Raw genomic sequence first — 19,655 nt, 5'->3', positions numbered from 1 at the left:
AAGGAGTGACAAGCTTTGTTACCTCAATTATTAGCCTATTTGCTCGAAATAATCAAGACCCAATATCAAATCATTGTGTATTTAATGGGTGTGATATTGGGGAAATCCTTGAATCTCGAGGACTGGGACGAACCCATCCAAAAGCCGGACCGGAAACTTCAGGTCGATGACCTTCCGATCATCGATGTGCCGGAAACCCTTGATTACCGGAAGCTGTTGGCAGACTATGAAGCCCAGCACAGACGTCCTTTACGGCCCATCCAGCGCCGCGCGAATGCGAAACACCGTGTTCCGGATTCGTTGACCTGCCCTCGCTGCCAGGCTCCCTCTTCTTACCTGTACGCCAATAACGGCGGAAAAATTCCATGGGCAGCGCGATCTGCCCTCCACCCGGGGATGAAAATGCGCACCAGTTCGGCATTTTCACAGAAAGGGCAATACCAATGCAAAGTGTGCCAATGCCGGTTCAACCACCGGAACCGATTCACCAAGCAAGCGGTCTTTCGTTGTCCGCACTGCAAAAAGACGTTGGAAAAAATCAAGGAGCGCAAGGAATACAACGTCTATAAGTGCAAGAACAACGATTGCCCGTTTTACCAGGCCAACCTTCGCCGGATGACGAAGAAAGAGCGCCAACAGTTTCAACAGAATCCTCAAGCCTTCAAGGTGCGGTATTGGTTTCGGGAGTTCTTGTTTGACTTTCTCCCGTTGGCTTCCTCGTCGCCCATCAAGCCGAAGGTCGATTTGTCCCGGCTGGCTGCGTCGCCGCACGTGTTGGGCTCGTGTTGACGTACTACGTCAACTTTGGGATGTCCTCGAGGGAAACCGCCGCCGCCCTGAAGGACATCCATGGCGTCTCGATCTCCCATCAGACGGTGCTCAACTACGCCAACAGCGTCGCGCTTTGGATCAAGCCCTTTTGTCGACCGATTCCCATATGAGCTGTCTGGTTCGTTTTGCGGGGACGAGACGTATATTCGCGTCAAAGGGCGCTGGCATTACCTGTTCTTTCTGTTTGACGCCGTGAAAAAGATCGTGCTGTCCTATCGCGTCTCGCCCAATCGGGACACGCTCTCGGCCATCAAGGCGATCAATGATGTCCTCAGGAAGCTGCCGTCCCTTCCAGACGACTTGTCGTTCGTCGTGGATGGCAACCCGATTGACCGGCTGGCGCAACACTTCTTTGCCCAGCACGGGATTTCGTTTGACGTCCGCCAGGTGATCGGCCTGACCAACGAAGATCCGGTCTCGGAAGAGTTTCGCCCTCTCAAGCAGATCATCGAGCGATTCAACCGGACCTTAAAGGCAACGACCTCCCAACCCATGGGTTTGGCGCCGAGGAAGGCTCGGTGTCCTTTTTATCAAGCCGGCTGACTCAACCCTTACTGTATCAAAATAAAAAAGAAAAAACATCCGTATTTTCCGCAATTTTGATTGCGGAAAATACCTATTTTTAGAGAAGATGATGACATAAGTTGTAATATAGTGTAAAATTTAGATGAACCATAATCATTTATTGAGGGGGCTTTGTTTATGAATCAAAATTTATGGGATGTCCTTCAAGAACTTCTTGAGAAAGATGTCATTGGAACAGCGGAACTTGCGCTTGCAAAGGAACGCTTAAGTCCACAAGAATTTTCAGCACTCGCAGCATATCTTCAGGACAGTTCAAAAAAAGAAGGAAATCTTTGGGTGTAAGATTAGATGAACAGGATTGAAAAAAGCGCCATCAAAACTTTTTTGCAAAATCACTTGTTGACTAACTGTATGTTAGAAAAAGAAATCATTCAATATATTTTTCATCTGCTACACGGCAAGGGAAAAATATTTAGCACTGATGAAACACATTTTTCCTGGGGGGGATTTTATGCGCAAGTATCCTCCTTCCATTTGAAAGATGACACTTGCATACAATCTATTATTAGTCATGCTGCTGCTATTGAACTTCTCATTCTAGCAACTGACATTTTTGATGAGATTTCCGATTGTGATCAAAGTGATCTAATTGTAAGTCAACTATCGATCGGAGAAGCCATCTTGATCGCGAATGCACTTACGATGGAAGCATTTCGGCTTATTCTTCATAACTCTAAAGAAGATGATATACAAGAAAAACTTTCTATTATTATTTCTGAATTACAAAATACTTGTAATGGGCAATGGAAAGACTTACATTTTATTATTTCTGAATGTATTCCAACAGAAGAAGAATATTTTACGGTTGTTAAGCAAAAATCATCAGCACTGGTAAAACTAGTTTTTGAACTCAGTGATATGCCCAATAGACCTATATGGGAAACCATCGCAGCTGATATCGGTATTGCTGGCCAATTGAAAAATGATGCTCGGGATATTATGTCAGACGACAAAAGCGATCTCATTCATAAAAAAGCGACACTCCCGTTCATTAAAGCCATCGAATATAGCTCTAAAAAAGATAATGGATGGTTAGTAAGGAAGCTTCGCCAGCTAAAAGAAGCTAATAATAATTCTCCATTAATTAAGGAGATTAGAAACTACATTCAAAAAACAGGGGCGATCGACTACTGCTTGATTCTCTCGAAAATTTATATGGATAAGGCGTTTCGTCAAATAGCTGCTCATTTTCCCGAAAAGCAGGTGCAAATAGCCCGCTTAAAAAGATATTTAGAAAGTTAGGGATAGAATGAATAAAAAAGTTCTTCCTTTTAGCCTAATCCTTATTTCTATTTTTATTATTTGTTATTTTTTACTAAAAATGTACAATGAACATGTTTCGCCGCAACGTTATTTTCCAATATTCATAGGAATGATCTTTTTATTGTCTGGCATTTACAGTTATGTGCAAAAACCGAATTCGATTGTCGTTCAGTATTTTTTAGCTCTTATGTTTATTAGCGGAATGGCCATCGCTCTGTCAGGCCCTTCCAGCGAAAATATAAAGCCAGCAAGAGAATTGGAGGTCGTTTTTATTTCATTTGCTCCTTACATCCTTTTAAAATTTTTTGAACATTTTCCTTCGTCTGCAAAACCGAACTTTTTTCGCCAAGTGCGCATTCTCACGTTATATATGGCCATCTTTATAACGATCAGTTATCTATTCATTGGTATTCATCATCATGTCATCATTAGCACAATCATTCGTCCATGTATTGTAGCCAATATTATTCTAGCACTGCTAGGTTGCGTAGTCCTATTTTATTTACACCTTCGTTCCAATTCGAATAAGATAAAAAGTCAAATATATCTTTTAATTGGCAGCATCATGATATCGTTTGCGCCCGTTGTTATTCTTAACTTGATTCCAAATGCGTTTTTTTTTCCTGCCCGGCGCTCCTTTTCATTATAGCCTTGGCAGTATAGTCATGTTTCCACTGACGTTGTCATATTTGTTAACCCGACAGGAAATTATCGATTTTCGCGAAATATTAGAGAAAATGATGGTCCGTCTATTCATGATTGGTTGTTGTTTAGCAATATTTAATCTATTATTGTCGCTATTTTACGATATACACTTTAAGCTCGGCATCTTAATCAACACATTGCTCATTTGCCTTTTTATTGTCTATGATCTAATCGACAAAGGGCTCGAACCGCTGCAAATGAGGAAATGGCATGGAAAACAAGAGGAGATTCAAAAAGAAAAACTCGCCATTCTTCAAGAGTTGCTAAATGGTAAACATTTACAATATTGTGCTAAGCTCATTGCTGATTTAATACACAAAACGATCGATGTGAGTGGAGTATGCATCGTGTGGAAACATGATCACAGCCCTACTGTATTGCATAAAACAGGAATGTTCCGTCATTTTCACGATAGTGAATTATTATCTTATGCTTGTCAAAGCAGCCATTTTTACAAAATGACTATGAATGAAAAGAGCGTCTTTTTCTATCCTATGAATATAGACGATGCATTAATCGGCTGGATGATGATTGGAGAAAAAACAAACGCGACGGTTTTTGACAACGAAGAACAAAAACTAATGAAAAAAATCCAAATGGATGCCATAGAATTATTCACCAGCTCAAAAACGTTACAACAGATTGAGAACCAACTAAAGAAAACAACAGAAGAATCACGGATGTCTGAGCAATCCCACTGGCTCCTTCTTCATGAACATGAAGAAGAAAAAAGGAAGGTATCAACTTTCCTCCATGATGAGGTATTACAACATTTAATTCTTCTTTTGAATAAGCTTGAGTGGCTTATTCAAAAGAAAAATATAGATAAAAAACTATTCGAGGACATGAAAGGGTTGCTTCAACGCGATATTTTTGAAATCAGAGAGATGTGCCATGAACTATATCCTGTTATGGTGGAAGATTTAGGACTCAAACAAGGTCTCTCTTCATTAAAGAGAAAATGCGAAACGAACTATAACGTGATTGTTGAAGTCAATTATATTGCGAACCTAAAAATCATTCCGCCGTTTCTCTCAATACAAGCATTTCGGATCATTAAAGAATTAGTTTATAACGCCATCAAACATTCTTCGTCAAGAAAGATTGTTGTAACTGTTGAAGAAACACAACAGTTTCTAAGTATACAAGTCAAAGATTACGGCGTCGGATTTAAGGTGCCGGATCATTTATTAGAATTATCACAGACAAATCACTTAGGTTTAATTACAATTCAAAAACGGGTTCATCAGTTAAATGGGACACTGACAATACATTCAGAGCTGGGGGTTGGAACTTGCATTTCCGTTTCTTTGCCAATTACAGTTGAAGAAGGTGGGGGCAATGAAAATCAAAGTATTATTAGTAGATGACCATTTATTGGTCATGCATGGAATTCAACAATTGTTAGAAAATGAAATTGATTTGGAAGTCGTCAATACCGTTTGCGATCCCGCACTTTTAGAGACAGAAATCAAAAAACATAATCCTAATGTCGTTGTCATGGATATAAGGATGAAAAATGATAATGGGATTGAATGGGTGAGAAAAATTGCCCAAACATACCCTACCTGCAAAGTTGTGATTTTATCCGGATATAATTATGACGAATACATTCAAGCCGCCTATGAAGCTGGCGCTTATGCCTTCGTTACTAAGGAAAGTTCGGTCTTTGAATTAGCCAATGCCATTCGGCAAACTTATCTAGGGGTTAAATCGTTCCCAATTAATCGATTGGACCACTGCAACTCTCCTCTTACAAAAACTGAATTGGACATTCTCCAACTCATTTCCGAAGATAAGACAAATGCGGAAATTAGCGAATTGCTGCATATCAGCCGCAGAACAGTAGAACATCATGTGTCTTCCATTTTGCGAAAACTCGATGCTGATTCGCGGGTCGGAGCGGTTGTGAAGGCAATAAAGCTGGGATTGATTGGGTAGAAAGCTCACAAGGCTAGCTGTTCTCTAGCTAAACACTAGATATAGAATTGCAGATTCGATTAATGAGCATATATAGTAGAAAAAAGGGTGTCTCATTGCTTTTGGACACCCTCTTTCCTTTCTAGTCAATCGATAAAGAACAACGACGATTGTTGGGCTCAGACTGATTAATAGCAAAAAAAAGACAACTTTCAGCTACGCTACCGGAATTCACCTCCCCTTTTCATTGTTTAGAAGCGGGAGACTTCTTCCGTTGATAAGTTAACGTAAATGGGTTATTGCTTTCCATGAAAATGCAGGACTGACGCGGATTTTCATCCCCGGGTGGAGGGCAGATCACTGCCCATGGATCTTTTCCGTGAACATGCTGCACCGGCGCGCGTTTGCATCCCGAAGTGGAGGGCAGATTGCGCTGCTCATGGGACTTTCTGTGAAAATGTGTCGTCTGAATTCATCATTTCATGCTAGGGGGAAACAAGACTTATTCATGAGTGTTTTTTTTTTCAAAAAAGGGCTACGAATCGGAAAAAAACATTTTATAATAGACATATAGTCATCAGATGACCTGTTCATTAAACTCGGTACACGGGAGGGAGAACCGATGAAAGTCTCGTTATTCGTTACCTGCTTGATCGATCTCTTTTATAAGGAGGCCGGCAAAGCGACCGTCGAACTGCTCGAGCGGCTCGGCTGTGAGATTGATTTTCCCGAGGCGCAAACGTGCTGCGGACAGCCGGCGTATAACAGCGGCTATGTCCAAGAAGCGAAAGAGGCGATGAAACAAATGATGCGCGCGTTCGCCGCTGCCGACTATGTCGTCACCCCATCCGGCTCGTGCGCGGCCATGGTAAAAGAATACCCACACCTCTTCCGCGGCGATCCGGAATGGGAAGACGAAGCGAAGCGCCTAGCGGCGAAAACGTACGAGCTGACGCAATTTCTCGTTGACGTGCTGAACGTCGAGGATGTCGGCGCCTCGCTCCCCGGGCGGGCGACGTACCATACGTCCTGTCACATGACAAGGCTCCTTGGCGTCAAAGAAGCGCCGCTCCGCTTATTAGAACGCGTCAACGGGCTTGAGCTTGTTCCGCTGCCGAACGCTCATCAATGTTGCGGATTTGGCGGCACGTTTTCCGTCAAAATGGGTCCGATTTCCGAACAAATGGTAGATGAGAAAATCGCCCATATCGACGAAGTGGACGCCGACTACGTGATCGGTGCCGATTGCGGCTGTTTACTAAACATCGGCGGACGCATCGAGCGGCTCGGCAAACCGATTCGCGTCATGCATATCGCCGAAGTGTTAAATCAGCATAGCGAAAAGGAGGGAAACGACAATGCCGATGAAAATCGAAAACGGGCCGTTTTGGAAACGGGTCGAGGAAAACTTGCAAAATAATTTTATGCGCGGGGCGGTCGCCGGCATGCAAGACCGCGGCTATGTGCGGCGGCTTGGCGTCATTGAAGAGCTCGGCCATTGGGAGGAGTGGCGCTCGCTCGCTGAACAAATCCGAAAACATACGCTCGAAAACTTGGACTATTATTTAATGCAGCTTAGTGAAAACGTTGCCAACCGGGGCGGCCACGTCTTTTTCGCCCGGACGGCCGAAGAAGCGAACGACTACATCCGCCGCATCGCTTTGGAAAAACAGGCGAAAAAAATCGTCAAATCCAAATCAATGGTGACCGAGGAAATCAATTTAAACCCGGTGCTTGAGGCCATCGGCTGTGACGTTGTCGAAACCGACCTCGGCGAGTACATTTTGCAGATTGACGATCATGACCCGCCGTCGCATATCGTCGGCCCGGCGCTCCATAAAAACAAAGAGCAAATTCGCGACGTCTTCCGCCGCAAGCTTGGCTATACGAAATCGTCCGATCCGGTTGAACTCGCGCGTCATGCCCGCGAAACGCTGCGGCGCGACTATTTGACGGCTGACATCGGCATCACCGGCTGCAACTTCGCCATCGCCGAATCGGGCTCGATCACTCTCGTTACGAACGAGGGCAACGCCGACTTAGTGACCGCGCTGCCGAAAACCCAAATTACGGTCATGGGCATGGAGCGGATCGTTCCGACATTTGAAGAAATGGAAGTGCTTGTGAGCATGTTGACACGCAGCGCCGTCGGGCAAAAATTGACGAGCTACATCACCGTCCTCACCGGTCCGCGCGACGAAGGGGACGCTGACGGACCGGAAGAGTTCCATCTCGTCATCGTCGACAACGGGCGTTCATCGATTTTAGGCACAGAGTTTCAGCCGGTGCTGCAATGCATTCGCTGCGCGGCCTGTGTCAACGTCTGCCCGGTATACCGCCATATCGGCGGCCATTCGTACGGCTCGATTTACTCCGGCCCGATCGGCGCGGTCTTGTCGCCGCTTTTAGGCGGCTATGACGACTACAAGGAGCTTCCGTACGCGTCCTCCCTTTGCGCGGCCTGTACGGAGGCATGTCCGGTGAAAATTCCGCTTCATGAGCTGCTCATCAAACATCGCCAAATCATCGTCGAGCAGGAAGGAAAAGCGCCGGTCGCGGAAAAGCTGGCGATGAAGGCGTTTCGCCTCGGGACCGCCTCGCCGTCATTGTACCGGTTCGGCACGAAGTTGGCGCCAAGCGCCTTCGCCCCGTTTGCCGAAGACGGGCGCATCAGAAAAGGCCCCGGCCCACTGAAAGCGTGGACAGAAAGCCGCGAGTTTCCGGCGCCAAGCAAAGAGCGGTTTCGCGACTGGTTTCACAATCGGCAAAAAGGAGGGAATCCATCATGATGCGTGGTACGATTCAAAACCGTGACGCGTTTTTACAAACGATCGCCGAGCGTCTCGGAAGAAGCCCCCGCCTGTCCGGCATCTCCCGGCCGCAATGGGATAATGCGCCGCAATGGACGGTGTTTGCCGGCTATAGTCAAGACGACTTGCTGGCGGCGCTTCGCCAACAGTGCACACTTATTCATACGGACTACATCGAGACAACAAGCGCCGAACTGGCGGGCGTGCTGAAGCGACAAGTGTCGGCCTACGGCGGCGGACCGGTCATCGTGCCAAACGATCCGCGCTTTGCCGAGTATGGCCTGTCCCCCTTGCTTCAGGAGGAATGGCCGGCGGCACAAACGGACGTTCACGTGTGGAACCCGGCGCTCGGCTGCCAAAACATTGACGCCGCCGAACAGGCGAACGTCGGCATCGCCTTTAGCGACATCACCCTCGCCGAATCGGGAACGGTCGTGCTGTTTTCCCGCAACGGGCAAGGGCGGGCCATTCACTTTCTGCCGAAGACGTATATCGCCATCGTTCCGAAAAGCACCATCGTGCCGCGCATGACGCAAGCGGCGGCGCTCATTCACGAGCAAATCGAACAAGGCGTCCTCGTTCCGTCATGCATCAACTTCATCACCGGCCCGAGCAACTCCGCCGACATTGAAATGAACTTGGTCGTCGGCGTCCACGGGCCAATGAAAGCGGCGTATATCATTGTCACCGACCGGTAAGCAAAACGAAACGGTGCCCCTTGTTCATCGGGCACCGTTTTTTCGTTCAATATTGCCGGCTCACATCGATCGCATTGGCAAGCGGTTCGCCGGCTTTTAATGAGGCAAACGCGGTCCAATAGCTGCCGGCCATCCTAGACGACTTGTCGTTTGTCGTCGACGACAATCCCCTTTACCTGCTGGTGCAGCACTTCTTTGCCCAGCACGGGATCCTATTCGATGTCCGCCAAGTGATCGGCTGACCAACGAGGATCCGGTGTCCGAGGAGTTCCGTCCACTCAAAACCACATTGAGCGATTCAATCGGACGTTTCAAGGCAGCTGCTGATCGACTCACGGATTTGGGGCGGAAGAAGGCTCGGTGTCCTTTTTTGTCACACTGTTTGTGGCGTATTTCAACTTCCTGCGCCCACACAGCGCGCTCGAAGGCCGGGTGCCGGTCGTCATCCCGGAACTGGCGGATCTTCCGCCTGTGCCAACCCGGTGGACGAAACGGATCGCCATGGCACAAGCATTTCTCCAACAAGAGGCGCCCTGACTTTTTTGTTCGCCGGAGCCCGTTGAACAGAACTCCTGCCGGATTCGGCGAAGCGAACCCTTGACCAACCGAACACCGCCAAGGGGAAAATGCGGCAAGGGCAAGGGCGGCTTTCCTATGCCCTCTTTTTTGTCCCCGTCGCCCTTGACGACGCTTTCTCACCTTTGGCGGGTGTTGGTCAAGGGCGAATCCGGCTCCCAAGATGCCTCACGATGCTCCATGGGATGGCATGTGTGGAGTTTTCATCAAACTTTTGACGCTACCCTGTCTTATGCAATAAGTGGTCCATAATAAATCTTAATCACTCTTAATCTTGTATAATAACTGCTTGACTCAAATGCATCAATTAAACTATAATCAAGTCTTGCACTTGAATGTCCACAATAAAGAATGTCATAAGTTCCTCGCTCTGATCTCCATACCCTCTTAGTTGCATATACGGTGTGAGAATATCGAAGTTTTGTGATATTATAGAACTGTATTACATCACCAACTGTTGCATTATTAGCCGCATTGCCAGCCTCATCTCCTGAACTATACTCATAACTGTTGAAACCTTTTTTGTCAACAAGATAATCATGAAATGCCTCTACTTGTATCCAAGCGTTCGTATAAGGTTTCCATGTAGAATCTGTTTTGAATCCAGCAGCGTATAAGATCTGTGAAACAAAATTTGTACAATCATTATCATACTTTTTATATTCCGGATTGTAGGATAAGGCCCATTTTCTAGCATACTCAACAGCTTTGTCGAGAGATGTCGATTCGATAGCTGTCGAATAAAACATTTGAGTCGACGCTAAACTTGTTCTATTTTGCGTTTCATCTACAGAATATTGAGATATTGAGTCTTGTAGCTTTTTTGAGAGTTTAGCTTTTTCTTTTACAGGAATTTTGTTCTTCTTGAACATATCATAAAAATTCTTATTATAGTTTAGGTCATTAATGGCAGACTCGTTGGGAGCGCCAAGTTCATCATAGATATCCTTAGTGATTTTCCAAGCATCTTTGATATTTTCTATGACTATGATATGTTCTATTTCTTCAAGATAAGTATATGGTTCAAATTCATCTTTTTGAAAAGTAAGCTCTGTATTTGATAAGATATGCGCCACAATTCTCCCATTCTCAAGTTTAGTCTCAATATTTGATATGCTTAATTTATAGCCTAGTACTTTTTTGTTGATTTCACTATAAAAATCGATTTTGTATTGAATTGTTTCCTTTAAAATGTCTAATAAATATTTATCAGCTACTATATCATCAAAATTACTCACTTTAGAATCTTGTAGCGAAGAATATTGTCGATCCATATAATCTTTTATGATTCTTTCAATATATTGGTAATTATAATTTAATTGCTTAGCATTAGCTACATAAATATTGAAATAATTAAAAAATAACAAAAAAACGATTGGAACGACAAGCAAATACTTAAAGACTGTAGATGAGCATCTTTCATTACAATAATTTCCATGCCCTAAGAGACAAACAGGGGACCCCTTAGGCGACATGGAGCTGTTTTTTGATCACATCAATGGGAATATCTTGCTTCGCGGCATCGTAGATGAACTCGACGACGCTGTGCCCTTTCCGAGACCGAAGAAGCTCCAGGCCGGAAGAGAGGTCTTGCTGAGATTCGGCGATGCTGTATACGCAGGCTAAGAGCACCACGGCCCAATACCGTTTCACCGCCCGAATGTGACGAACACGGTCCACCTGACTTCAGCTGGTCTTTGGCCTGCCGGAAAAAGCATTCGATCGTCCAGCGCTGGGCATAATAACGCAAGATCTCTTCATCGCCTAGCTCCCGGTCGGTGCTCAAGACGACATGGAGATGATCTGGCGTCATCGGTTCATCCGCCTTCCAAGCCAGCAGCACCACCGCGTCATCGAGGCCATGGATCGCTCCCTCGTAGCGATACACGCGGTAACGCTCCTTCCCCACCGTGACGAGGTGGGTGTCGTTGGGCTCGATATAGCGGGCGAACTTCTTCGCTTGGATGGCGATACCTTTCGGATAGAGAATCCGGTTCGTCTTGAGCATGGCGATGACATGGAATCCTTGTTTCAGGCAGGCTTCGATGAGCGCTTGGGACGGATACCACGAATCCATGAGCACATACACCGGCTGAGCCCGTTTCCCCTTGAGCGAGGAAAGCATCTCGATCGCTAGGTCGATCTTGCTTCTTCCCGCCGTCTTGTCATACAGACGAAAGGCGAACGGGAACGCTTGCGAGAAAGTATGCACCATCCGCCAAACGAGCGAATGCCCCCAAACGGATTGATGATCTTTGTGCGAGTAGTGCCAATCACACCCTTGAATGGCGCGGGCAGCCCGTGACGAAGGCTTCGTTTTTTGGCAAATCGTATCATCAATCGAAACAAAAAGGGGTTGATTCTCCTGTTTGGCGATTCGCTGGATGCGATGAAGGATCCATTGCTGGAGTTTGCGAAGCAACGTCTCTTCATCCCAAGGGCTTTTCGTGAAAAAATGGCTGAGCGTGGTTCGATGATTGGGATGAAAACTCCAGTGATGGACATCGGTCAATGTTCCCGAAAATCCCTTGGTAGTCAAGGCATCCACAATATGAACGAGATGCTTGATGACCGGTTTCGAGAAATCAAGCGCCAATCCCAGCGTCATGAAAAACTTGTGGATTCCTTGATGATGTGCTAATCTATTCATGAGACATGAACCTCCTTGTGGGTAGTTTGAGCACATCTATTTTACTCAAGGAGCTGGGTTCATGTCTCCTTTTTTGTTTAGCTGTCAATTTATGTTAGCAAATTTGCTCATCTACAGTTAAAGATCTTCACACAATCCACTCCTTTGTTTTTCACATATTCAAGTTAGAGCAAGCCAACCTTCGCTTCAATGCGATCCATCAAACGTTGAAAGACTTCGTTCAGAGCGTTGGAGAAATATTGCAAAGTCGGGTAATGATGTTACTCATACTGTTATTCAATGAATAATTTGGCTATTCACCAAAAGTTGTACTTGACTATCTCAGATCATGTCTTACTTGCACCCATAGAAAAAAATCAGCAAATCATACATGATTGACGGATTAAGAAAACACCTCGCTTACCATGTACATGTTGTGTTAACGCGCCAATAATTTTCGATTTACCAGAAAAATTGGTAAATAACATAATATAAAAACAATATACTATTAATGATAAGCGTAACAAACAAGATTTTGTGGATAGTTGTTTTTCTCTCTCTAACCCCCAAAAACTTAATTTGGAAAAATAAAAGTAGGATATTGAGAAAGGTAGGAACTAAAGTATAAAAATACCTTTCATCACTAATTGATACTACGCTTGGATTAAACCAATAAATGAACGCATCAGAATTTTGAATCATCAAGCTGAATAAAATAATAAACCATGAAATAACTAACAAGAGAACCTTCATGAATATTCCACTTTTTTCAGAAAATCTAAGTTTCATAAAAGTAAAATGCCACCTACCTTATAATGATTTGGATTAGTCATGCCTTTTTCTTGTTGCTGTTGCAACACCCCTTTTTTCATAAAACATCATCATAATCTTATACATTTCGTTTTTCGAAATGATTCAAAGAAATCGAACCTGATCAAGCGATTAAACAAATGTTGTTGCACACCCCGTATAATCGCCGCAACCCAAGTGCTGTTTCAAAAAACCATTAACCGATCCATGTTCGTGATTACTGTCTTTTTCTCACTACTGTAGATGAGCAAATTCGCTAACATAAATTGACATCGAAACAAAATGGGATGTACGCCGTCCCGTTTATGTGCTGATGGACTCGTAGTATCCATCGCAGGCGCTCGTGAAAGCTTGTCTATATAGATGCAATTTAAAGCTTTAACATTTATAGCTTTTACCGGTCATTGGATCGACTGTCGGGCGACCGAACAACGCCGCTTCCAGACCCATGTATGGGTCTGTGAAGCGGGTCGTTGTTCGGTCTTCCGTCACGCTAAGGCGTGACGAAGGCAAGCTACAGGCTTGCCTTCGACAGTCAAAAATAGACAAGCCGCTTTTCCGTTAAGGATATGTTAAACGCTTTCGTTGCTTCTATATAAAAAAGGATTTCACGTCATCGCCATGCTCAAAACGAACCGCATTCTCTATCCGAACGACATCGCCGTCCAAGCGAAGCAGTTGGCCCGCTCTATCGAACCAGACGACACTCTTCGCTGGGTTGTGCCTCCCCAGCCTGAGTGTGATCGTGGGCATGGCTTCGCCCCCTTTTCTTTTAAGATTCCACACCTAAAGAGAAAAATGGTGGCTCGAAGCCATCCTCTTAAGGGATTGCCGAGCAATGCCGTCTTTCATCCCACGATTGAAACCGTGGGCTTTCAGACGGCTTTTTCTGTAAATTTCAACAGGATTTCTAACATTCCTTCTTCCTTTCACAATGATGCCATAGAAAAGAGGCGTCCCATTGTGTTTTGGAGACATCTTTTTCCTTCAATATTGCCGGCTCACATCAACCGCATTGGCAAGCGGCTTCCCGACTTCGATGCGGCAAAAGTGGTTGTTCGCAACGGTTGGACGTCTTGATCAATTCGGTTGGAACGGACTGACAGACACTTTCGCGTGATTTTTCACATCCGTAACGACCAGCAAAATTTGTCTCCCATTCTTCTCATAAACGAAAGCTGATCCCCACCTGTCAACTTGAGTCCATTGACGTTTCTCCAATTCGTCAAGATAATAGTCAGCCACTTCCTCCGCCGAAGAAGACGCAACAACAAACTCCACCCGTTCATCCACCGAACGAATGTCACTCGCTTGTGGATGCAGCGGGATGTCTTGATACCCTGGCACAGTCTGTTGCTGCTGACATCCTGAAAAAAAAGCAATTACAAGGATTAAAACCAACGGGATGCCTATGCGCACTTCATCCTCCTCCGCTCCCACAGGCTTAAGCAAACTCTCAGCGTTGGAATACGTCCATAGCACACGAAATTTTTGCTGGACGATCTATCATGAAACTACCCAAATTCGAACATGTGGAAAGGTATTTTCATTCTTTCAATGGTGACAAAATTTTTTCGTTATGGAAGTCTAGCATCACACTTCGCAGCAGGCGATTAACAGCGGTTGCCCCTAGTCCATGAACGAAAGTGTGAAAAGAATAATCGGGGTTGCAAGGTTTCTTTATTTGAGAAATGATACTGGAAAACTGTAGACGCTAGGAAAACCGCCTTTTAGGTTAGTTCCCCCAATAATAATCCGTCACATGGAGAAACCGTGTCGTCTTCGCTCCCAAATCCCAATGACGGTGATACGCATCATCTTTTCGAATACGTATCTTGACCGCTCACCTTGACAATCAGCCAATGACCATCCCGTTTGGCCAAGGTAGCGGAATAAGGAATGTTCGCTTCCTTGGTCATCACGGCTTCATTTGATCCCGGAAACATAGATTCGTACTCAACTGAAACGAAGACCTGAACCTTGGCTGTTTTGCCGCTAATCTCAACATTTTCGAAGACAGGATGAACATTTACACTCGTATATCGAAACCCAGCACGAGCAGCCGGTTCCAAGTAATGTCTTCTCACATAGGCACGCTCGCGGCTTTCCTCTTGTTCGGAAGTGTCCGGATCATAAAACGATTTTATGTTCACCTGTGGATCGATCATTAGACGCCATCTTGCCTCTAAAGCTTGAACAATGGTCTGCTGTACAGCGACAAGATCACGGTCACTTGCAGGGCTTGCTACTAAGCTGAAAGCTGTAGCCGTGCTCCCCCCTGAGACAAATAGGCTCGCTAGTCCTGCCACAAAGACAATCAGCGAGGCGATCAATCGCTTCCACTGTAATGGGCGAAACATAACATTCACTCTCCTTTGCTATTCCCCTTTTTCCATCAATCATATCAACACCAATGCAGTTGAGAAACACAACGCGAAGCCATTTTAATCTCGTGGATCTCCCCTTTTTCATGACAGTTGTATAGCTAGTGAGGTAAACCGGCTGGATTCTTAGTTCAGAAAGTTGAATTCCGTGGTCATTGTGGAGTCACAAAGCGATGTGGAAACGAGTCGCGTTTTTAGCAGATTATCAAAATTGATTATGATTATGGGAACATTGAACTCCAACGCAATATACAGTCGTGAACTTCCCTTTCGAAAGAAAGAGGGTGAAAAACAGGAATGTTCCTTCAACGGTGAATACGTGTGAAAAGAAGGGCTGATGCCATAAAGACACGATACAGGGAAACTTGTATGCCCTAGAACGGCCTTTTAGAAGGCTGATAAAAACCGCAGATTTGCTCGATTGATGAGAAGTGCCAAGGAATGAAATGACATCGTTGCAAAGTTTTTCAATTTGAGAAGTAATGTTGGACAGCGGTAGTTCCCCGTGGATCACCGGTCTTGGACAGATTGCAAAGAAGAAGGAAACACTCGAACTGGCAAAGGCGGACATTGCCAACGCCAGACACTCGTCCTTGCTCTCGTCTTTCCGCTTTCCAACCCATGGGGTCTTTCACTATTGCTCTTCACCAAAAGTTGTGCTTGACTGTTTCAAAAAACATGCTATACTTCCTCCTGTAAAGAAAAAACAGTAAATGAACAATTTTCATACATATCGACACGAAAAGAAGTCTCAATTGTCAAGTACACGTTGTGGTGATGAACCTATTTTTATCATAACAAAACGGAATTTACCAAATCAACGGTATTTTCCACGATTGGACAAATTTTTTCACCGTTCCCCTTTCGCCAACGTCGGCCAAGCGATTGGCTTGTTTTATGAGACAAAGACCCATCGCAGCCAACTATACGTGGGACGCATTGGACCGCCCACTGCCCTAATCAGCCAAGGATTGTGAAAGGTTTGGACATGGATGAAAACAAATGTCCCAAAGAGGGACGAGCGATGACCAAAAAGGCGGCCGTCGCTCGTGGTGCCGGTCAAAAAGTGGCTCAAAAAGCCTTTGTGAAATAGGTAGGATACCGTTCAATATTGCCGGCTCACATCGACCGCATTGGCAAGCGGTTCGCCCGTTTCGATGCGGCGGAGCGTGTCCAATATAGAGCGGGCGGCGTCCTCGGCCGCGGTGAGCGCCGCGATATGCGGAGTGATGATGACATGCGGATGACCCCATAGCGGCGAGTGCAGCGGCAGCGGTTCTTCTTCAAACACATCGAGCACGGCGAGGCGCACGTTTCGGTTTTCCAGCGCCCCGACAAGCGCCGCCTCCTCGACCGTGGCGCCGCGGCCGACATTGATAAAGCCCGCATTGTGCAGGCAGGAAAAAAACGTCTTATCAAAGAGATGATGCGTTTCCTCTGTCAGCGGAAGCGCGGCGATCACCCAATCGGCGCGAGCAAGCGCTTCCCCCGCCTCTTCATGGCGGTAAACAGCCGAAAACGACGGCGTGTCTCGGCCGCTTCGCGAGACGCCGGCGGGCGAAACCCCAAACAGACGAAGCGTTTCGGCAATGCGTCGGCCGATCTCGCCCGTCCCGTAAATGACCATCCGCTGTTCGCTAAGTCGCTTCGGGGCGACCGGCTTCCACTGCCGCTGTTCTTGATACCAAGCATACACGTCATGGCATTGGGCGTCGCGCAGCAAGTAGCTGAGGCAATATTCGGCGATCTGCTCGCCAAATGACCCGATCGTCCGCGTCAGCAGCACGTCCGGCTTCCATTCCCGCTTCCACAAAAACGCGTCGACCCCCGCGCCGAGCGAATGCACCCAGCGCAAATGGGCAAGCGAAAACGGCCCGGCCGGCCGAAAGCCGATGTACGCGTCCGCCCAAGCAAAATCCGCCTCCTGCAATTCGTCTTCAGCGACAAAGCGAAACGCTTTATCGGGCCGCTTGTCCGGAAGAAGAGAGGCAAGCTCGGCATAAAGCCTTCCCGTCACGAGAATGCGTTGGATGTTCATGGACGCACACCACCTCCAGCCGCTCAAATCAACGTCCCTTCTTCACGCGCTGCTTTTTTATTCGCGATGTAGCCGGCAGCCAAAACAAAAATCGTCACACCGGCCGCGACGGCATAGACGAACGGACCGTGCGAAAGATGAAGCAAGCGGAGCACCCCTTCGTCGCCAACGATCATCTTCCCGGCCGTCCACGCTAAAATGCCCGACCCAACGTACGCGACCCATCGGTGTTGTTCCATCACCCGGACGATCGCTTTGGAGCCGAAAATCATAATCGGGATGCTGATGGCTACCCCGAGCGCCAGCATGCCAAGATGCCCTTCGGCCGCCCCAGCCACAGCAACAACGTTGTCCAAGCTCATCACCGCATCGGCGATGATAATCGTCATAATCGCCTTCAGCAACCGGTCTGATGATTGTACGTTCGCTTCCTCTTCCCGTTCAACAAGCACTTTATAGGCGATCCATACGAGCAGCAATCCGCCAACGAAGTGAACGAACGGAATGTTCAGCAAAAAGACGATGATGGCCGCAAACAAGAGGCGGAGCAACACCGCCCCAGCCGTCCCCCAAAAAATCGCCTTGTTTTGCTGGTCTTTCGGCAGCCGCCGCGTCGCCATCGCAATGACGACCGCATTATCCCCGGACAAAATGATATCAATCGCAATAATTTTCCATAAGGCCAACAACGCCGCGGCCGAAATCGTCAACAGAAGCCACCCTTTCCCCTTTTTCCCTCTTTCTCATCTTACCGCAAATCAAGGAAAGGGACAACTGTACAATACGCCGCGAGAGGACAAGACTTTGCACAAGGTTTTTTCAGTTCGCTAACTTCGCACAATACGAAAGGATGAGTCGATACAAAAACGGCAGCGTCTCTAACGATCAGCTGTTTATCGAGAAAAGCACAAAGAAAGACGGCTATGCATCGCTAAGCCGCCGACCTTTCTAGCACTTTGGCTGTTTTAGCGGTGCTAAGCCGTCACATCAAACTTTTCGGATCGTAAAAAACTTGCGCAGCAACCACGATCCTGGAGCAAATCGAAGCGTAAGCTGCCATGCTCCAACGCCGGCAAGTTGAAATTGCCAGGCTAACTTCATTTTCTGTCCCATGCTTCGGATATCTTCAAACCATACTTCGTGAACGTTCCCGAGTTCATCAGTATACTGGAAAAACGGGGATTCATCCGCCAATGAATACTGAACAAAGGATTGATAGCGCATAGCCGTACGAATCGCTTCTTGATTGGAACGTGCCTTAGCGATTGTTCCAGGTCGATAAGGGATGACCCAGTCATATCCGTAAAGAGGAAGTCCTAACAAGATTTTTTGCCGCGGTACGCGTTCAACGGCAAACTGCAACGCCGCCCTCACCCCGCCGATCGGCGCCACAGGGCCAGGTTCACTGGCCAAATGATGCCAATCGTAAGCCATGATGAACATATAATCGACAACAGCACCAATTCCTCCATAGTCGTATCCTTGCAGCCATGGAATATTTTCGCTCGTTTTCGCCGGAACCGCAATCGTCACGACATATCCGGCCGGCTTGAGCCGATCGCGCAGCTGGCGCAGAAAACCGGTGAATAAATCGCGGTCCTCGCCACGGATTTGCTCAAAATCAATGTTGACCCCGCCATATCCCTTTCGCGATACTAAATAAAAAATGTTTTCAATGAGATTCGTCCTAGCCTCTGGGTTGTTCAATACTCGGCTCGCAAGTATCGGGCTGAATCCTTGTGTTGTTAAATTTGTAATGGCAACAAGCGGCGTCACCCGATTTCGCCATGCTTCCCTAACAGCAGCCACATCATCCAGTTCATTCACCACATCGCCGTTCGGGGCAAAGTGATATTCGAAAAGGGTGATATACGACGAATACGGGGCAAAATTACGAATCATCGTCCGGTCGGCGCTCGGTTCGCGAACGACATAGTAGCCTAACGTTGTCGCCTGATACCATGAAATATTGGGAATCGTGATTTTCATCCCAGGGCGCAGGGCATTCGGCTGAAGATGGGGATTAGCTGCCTGCAATTGTTCAAGTGTGACGAACGCCCGCCGAGCAATGGCAGTCAGTGTATCCCCTGGCTGCACCGTGTACGTGTAGAGCGGGATGAGCAACGCTTGGCCGGGGACGATGTTTGACGCTGTCAACCCGTTGACAATGCGAAGATCTTCCACCGAATAATCGTATCGACGGCCGATGGAAAACAGCGAATCTCCCGGTTGCACTGTATGGGAAAACATTTGCACCGCCTCCGTTATGGCTTGATGTGAAAAATGGGTGGCGATATCTTCTAATATATGCGCTTAACCGGGTGTTGCATGTTGTCTATGATTTTTTTAAACCGATGATGGAAATGTCGTATTGTCCGTCCGGCCATCGTTGCATGTTGTCTTTGA

At 46.6% G+C, this 19,655-nt stretch carries 15 protein-coding genes and 3 pseudogenes; 11 read left to right on the top strand and 7 right to left on the bottom strand.

Going from position 1 to position 19,655, the window contains the following annotated elements; all coding sequences use genetic code 11:
- Nucleotides 1–15: 15 nt before the first annotated feature.
- From NST29_RS02745 to NST29_RS02700, 10 genes and pseudogenes are all read left to right on the top strand, one after another.
- Nucleotides 16–1,358, top strand: a pseudogene (locus tag NST29_RS02745) (DDE-type integrase/transposase/recombinase); the annotation flags it as partial.
- Between the two features lie 175 nt (nucleotides 1,359–1,533).
- Nucleotides 1,534–1,698 carry a hypothetical protein gene (locus tag NST29_RS02740; RefSeq protein ID WP_197055033.1) on the top strand — a complete coding sequence of 55 codons (165 nt, stop codon included), beginning with the start codon at nucleotides 1,534–1,536 and terminating at the stop codon, nucleotides 1,696–1,698.
- 6 nt (nucleotides 1,699–1,704) lie between these two features.
- Nucleotides 1,705–2,658 (top strand): class 1 isoprenoid biosynthesis enzyme, encoded by a 954-nt coding sequence (locus NST29_RS02735; protein WP_033844622.1) that lies wholly within the window; start codon nucleotides 1,705–1,707, stop codon nucleotides 2,656–2,658.
- A gap of 7 nt (nucleotides 2,659–2,665) precedes the next feature.
- Nucleotides 2,666–3,328: a hypothetical protein gene (locus NST29_RS02730; protein ID WP_231559866.1), complete on the top strand. Its 663-nt coding sequence runs from the start codon at nucleotides 2,666–2,668 to the stop codon at nucleotides 3,326–3,328.
- A gap of 16 nt (nucleotides 3,329–3,344) precedes the next feature.
- On the top strand, nucleotides 3,345–4,754 hold the full coding sequence (locus NST29_RS02725) for an ATP-binding protein (RefSeq protein WP_231559867.1): 1,410 nt from the start codon (nucleotides 3,345–3,347) through the stop codon (nucleotides 4,752–4,754).
- On the top strand, nucleotides 4,726–5,325 hold the full coding sequence (locus tag NST29_RS02720; RefSeq protein ID WP_081897266.1) for a response regulator transcription factor: 600 nt from the start codon (nucleotides 4,726–4,728) through the stop codon (nucleotides 5,323–5,325). The genes NST29_RS02725 and NST29_RS02720 overlap by 29 nt, the downstream gene beginning before the upstream one ends.
- 601 nt (nucleotides 5,326–5,926) lie before the next feature.
- Nucleotides 5,927–6,724 (top strand): (Fe-S)-binding protein, encoded by a 798-nt coding sequence (locus NST29_RS02715; protein WP_081897267.1) that lies wholly within the window; start codon nucleotides 5,927–5,929, stop codon nucleotides 6,722–6,724.
- Complete coding sequence (locus tag NST29_RS02710; protein ID WP_033021671.1) at nucleotides 6,663–8,093, top strand: LutB/LldF family L-lactate oxidation iron-sulfur protein; 1,431 nt, start codon at nucleotides 6,663–6,665, stop codon at nucleotides 8,091–8,093. Before NST29_RS02715 ends, NST29_RS02710 begins: the two co-directional genes overlap by 62 nt.
- Nucleotides 8,090–8,812 (top strand): lactate utilization protein C, encoded by a 723-nt coding sequence (locus NST29_RS02705; RefSeq protein ID WP_033021669.1) that lies wholly within the window; start codon nucleotides 8,090–8,092, stop codon nucleotides 8,810–8,812. The genes NST29_RS02710 and NST29_RS02705 overlap by 4 nt, the downstream gene beginning before the upstream one ends.
- A gap of 137 nt (nucleotides 8,813–8,949) precedes the next feature.
- A pseudogene (locus NST29_RS02700) lies at nucleotides 8,950–9,349 on the top strand (transposase); the annotation flags it as partial.
- A gap of 269 nt (nucleotides 9,350–9,618) precedes the next feature.
- Here NST29_RS02700 and NST29_RS02695 read toward each other — a convergent pair.
- Nucleotides 9,619–10,662, bottom strand: coding sequence for an amidase domain-containing protein (locus NST29_RS02695; RefSeq protein ID WP_119877644.1), 1,044 nt, complete (start codon nucleotides 10,660–10,662; stop codon nucleotides 9,619–9,621).
- A 190-nt stretch (nucleotides 10,663–10,852) separates the two neighbouring features.
- Nucleotides 10,853–12,038, bottom strand: a pseudogene (locus NST29_RS02690) (IS701 family transposase).
- Nucleotides 12,039–13,448: 1,410 nt separating this feature from the next.
- Here NST29_RS02690 and NST29_RS02685 point away from each other — a divergent pair.
- Nucleotides 13,449–13,907, top strand: a complete 459-nt coding sequence (locus NST29_RS02685) for a hypothetical protein (RefSeq protein WP_033844624.1) — start codon at nucleotides 13,449–13,451, stop codon at nucleotides 13,905–13,907.
- On the opposite strand, the gene NST29_RS02680 is transcribed toward NST29_RS02685, so the two are convergent.
- From NST29_RS02680 to NST29_RS02660, 5 genes are all read right to left on the bottom strand, one after another.
- Nucleotides 13,908–14,246, bottom strand: a complete 339-nt coding sequence (locus NST29_RS02680) for a hypothetical protein (RefSeq protein ID WP_033018470.1) — start codon at nucleotides 14,244–14,246, stop codon at nucleotides 13,908–13,910.
- Between the two features lie 395 nt (nucleotides 14,247–14,641).
- Nucleotides 14,642–15,187 (bottom strand): hypothetical protein, encoded by a 546-nt coding sequence (locus tag NST29_RS02675; protein WP_033018472.1) that lies wholly within the window; start codon nucleotides 15,185–15,187, stop codon nucleotides 14,642–14,644.
- Nucleotides 15,188–16,316: 1,129 nt separating this feature from the next.
- The gene (locus NST29_RS02670) at nucleotides 16,317–17,249 is read right to left on the bottom strand and encodes a D-2-hydroxyacid dehydrogenase (RefSeq protein WP_172418755.1); all 933 of its coding nucleotides are present in this window, start codon (nucleotides 17,247–17,249) and stop codon (nucleotides 16,317–16,319) included.
- 23 nt (nucleotides 17,250–17,272) lie between these two features.
- Complete coding sequence (locus NST29_RS02665; protein WP_061912375.1) at nucleotides 17,273–17,959, bottom strand: TerC family protein; 687 nt, start codon at nucleotides 17,957–17,959, stop codon at nucleotides 17,273–17,275.
- 277 nt (nucleotides 17,960–18,236) lie between these two features.
- On the bottom strand, nucleotides 18,237–19,499 hold the full coding sequence (locus NST29_RS02660; RefSeq protein WP_033018475.1) for a glycoside hydrolase family 18 protein: 1,263 nt from the start codon (nucleotides 19,497–19,499) through the stop codon (nucleotides 18,237–18,239).
- Nucleotides 19,500–19,655: the final 156 nt, after the last annotated feature.

Source organism: Geobacillus sp. FSL W8-0026 (assembly GCF_037966255.1).
Lineage (GTDB): Bacteria > Bacillota > Bacilli > Bacillales > Anoxybacillaceae > Geobacillus > Geobacillus icigianus.
The sequence above is the reverse complement of the archived record's forward strand: the minus strand, read 5'-3'. Positions and strand labels throughout refer to the sequence as shown.

Bases quoted from the DNA above. Each gene is read 5' to 3' on its own strand.
- NST29_RS02740 (WP_197055033.1), top strand. From the start codon at position 1,534: ATGAATCAAAATTTATGGGATGTCCTTCAAGAACTTCTTGAGAAAGAT.
- NST29_RS02735 (WP_033844622.1), top strand. From the start codon at position 1,705: ATGAACAGGATTGAAAAAAGCGCCATCAAAACTTTTTTGCAAAATCAC.
- NST29_RS02730 (WP_231559866.1), top strand. From the start codon at position 2,666: ATGAATAAAAAAGTTCTTCCTTTTAGCCTAATCCTTATTTCTATTTTT.
- NST29_RS02725 (WP_231559867.1), top strand. From the start codon at position 3,345: ATGTTTCCACTGACGTTGTCATATTTGTTAACCCGACAGGAAATTATC.
- NST29_RS02720 (WP_081897266.1), top strand. From the start codon at position 4,726: ATGAAAATCAAAGTATTATTAGTAGATGACCATTTATTGGTCATGCAT.
- NST29_RS02715 (WP_081897267.1), top strand. From the start codon at position 5,927: ATGAAAGTCTCGTTATTCGTTACCTGCTTGATCGATCTCTTTTATAAG.
- NST29_RS02710 (WP_033021671.1), top strand. From the start codon at position 6,663: ATGCCGATGAAAATCGAAAACGGGCCGTTTTGGAAACGGGTCGAGGAA.
- NST29_RS02705 (WP_033021669.1), top strand. From the start codon at position 8,090: ATGATGCGTGGTACGATTCAAAACCGTGACGCGTTTTTACAAACGATC.
- NST29_RS02695 (WP_119877644.1), bottom strand. From the start codon at position 10,662: ATGGATCGACAATATTCTTCGCTACAAGATTCTAAAGTGAGTAATTTT.
- NST29_RS02685 (WP_033844624.1), top strand. From the start codon at position 13,449: ATGCTCAAAACGAACCGCATTCTCTATCCGAACGACATCGCCGTCCAA.
- NST29_RS02675 (WP_033018472.1), bottom strand. From the start codon at position 15,187: ATGTTTCGCCCATTACAGTGGAAGCGATTGATCGCCTCGCTGATTGTC.
- NST29_RS02670 (WP_172418755.1), bottom strand. From the start codon at position 17,249: ATGAACATCCAACGCATTCTCGTGACGGGAAGGCTTTATGCCGAGCTT.
- NST29_RS02660 (WP_033018475.1), bottom strand. From the start codon at position 19,499: ATGTTTTCCCATACAGTGCAACCGGGAGATTCGCTGTTTTCCATCGGC.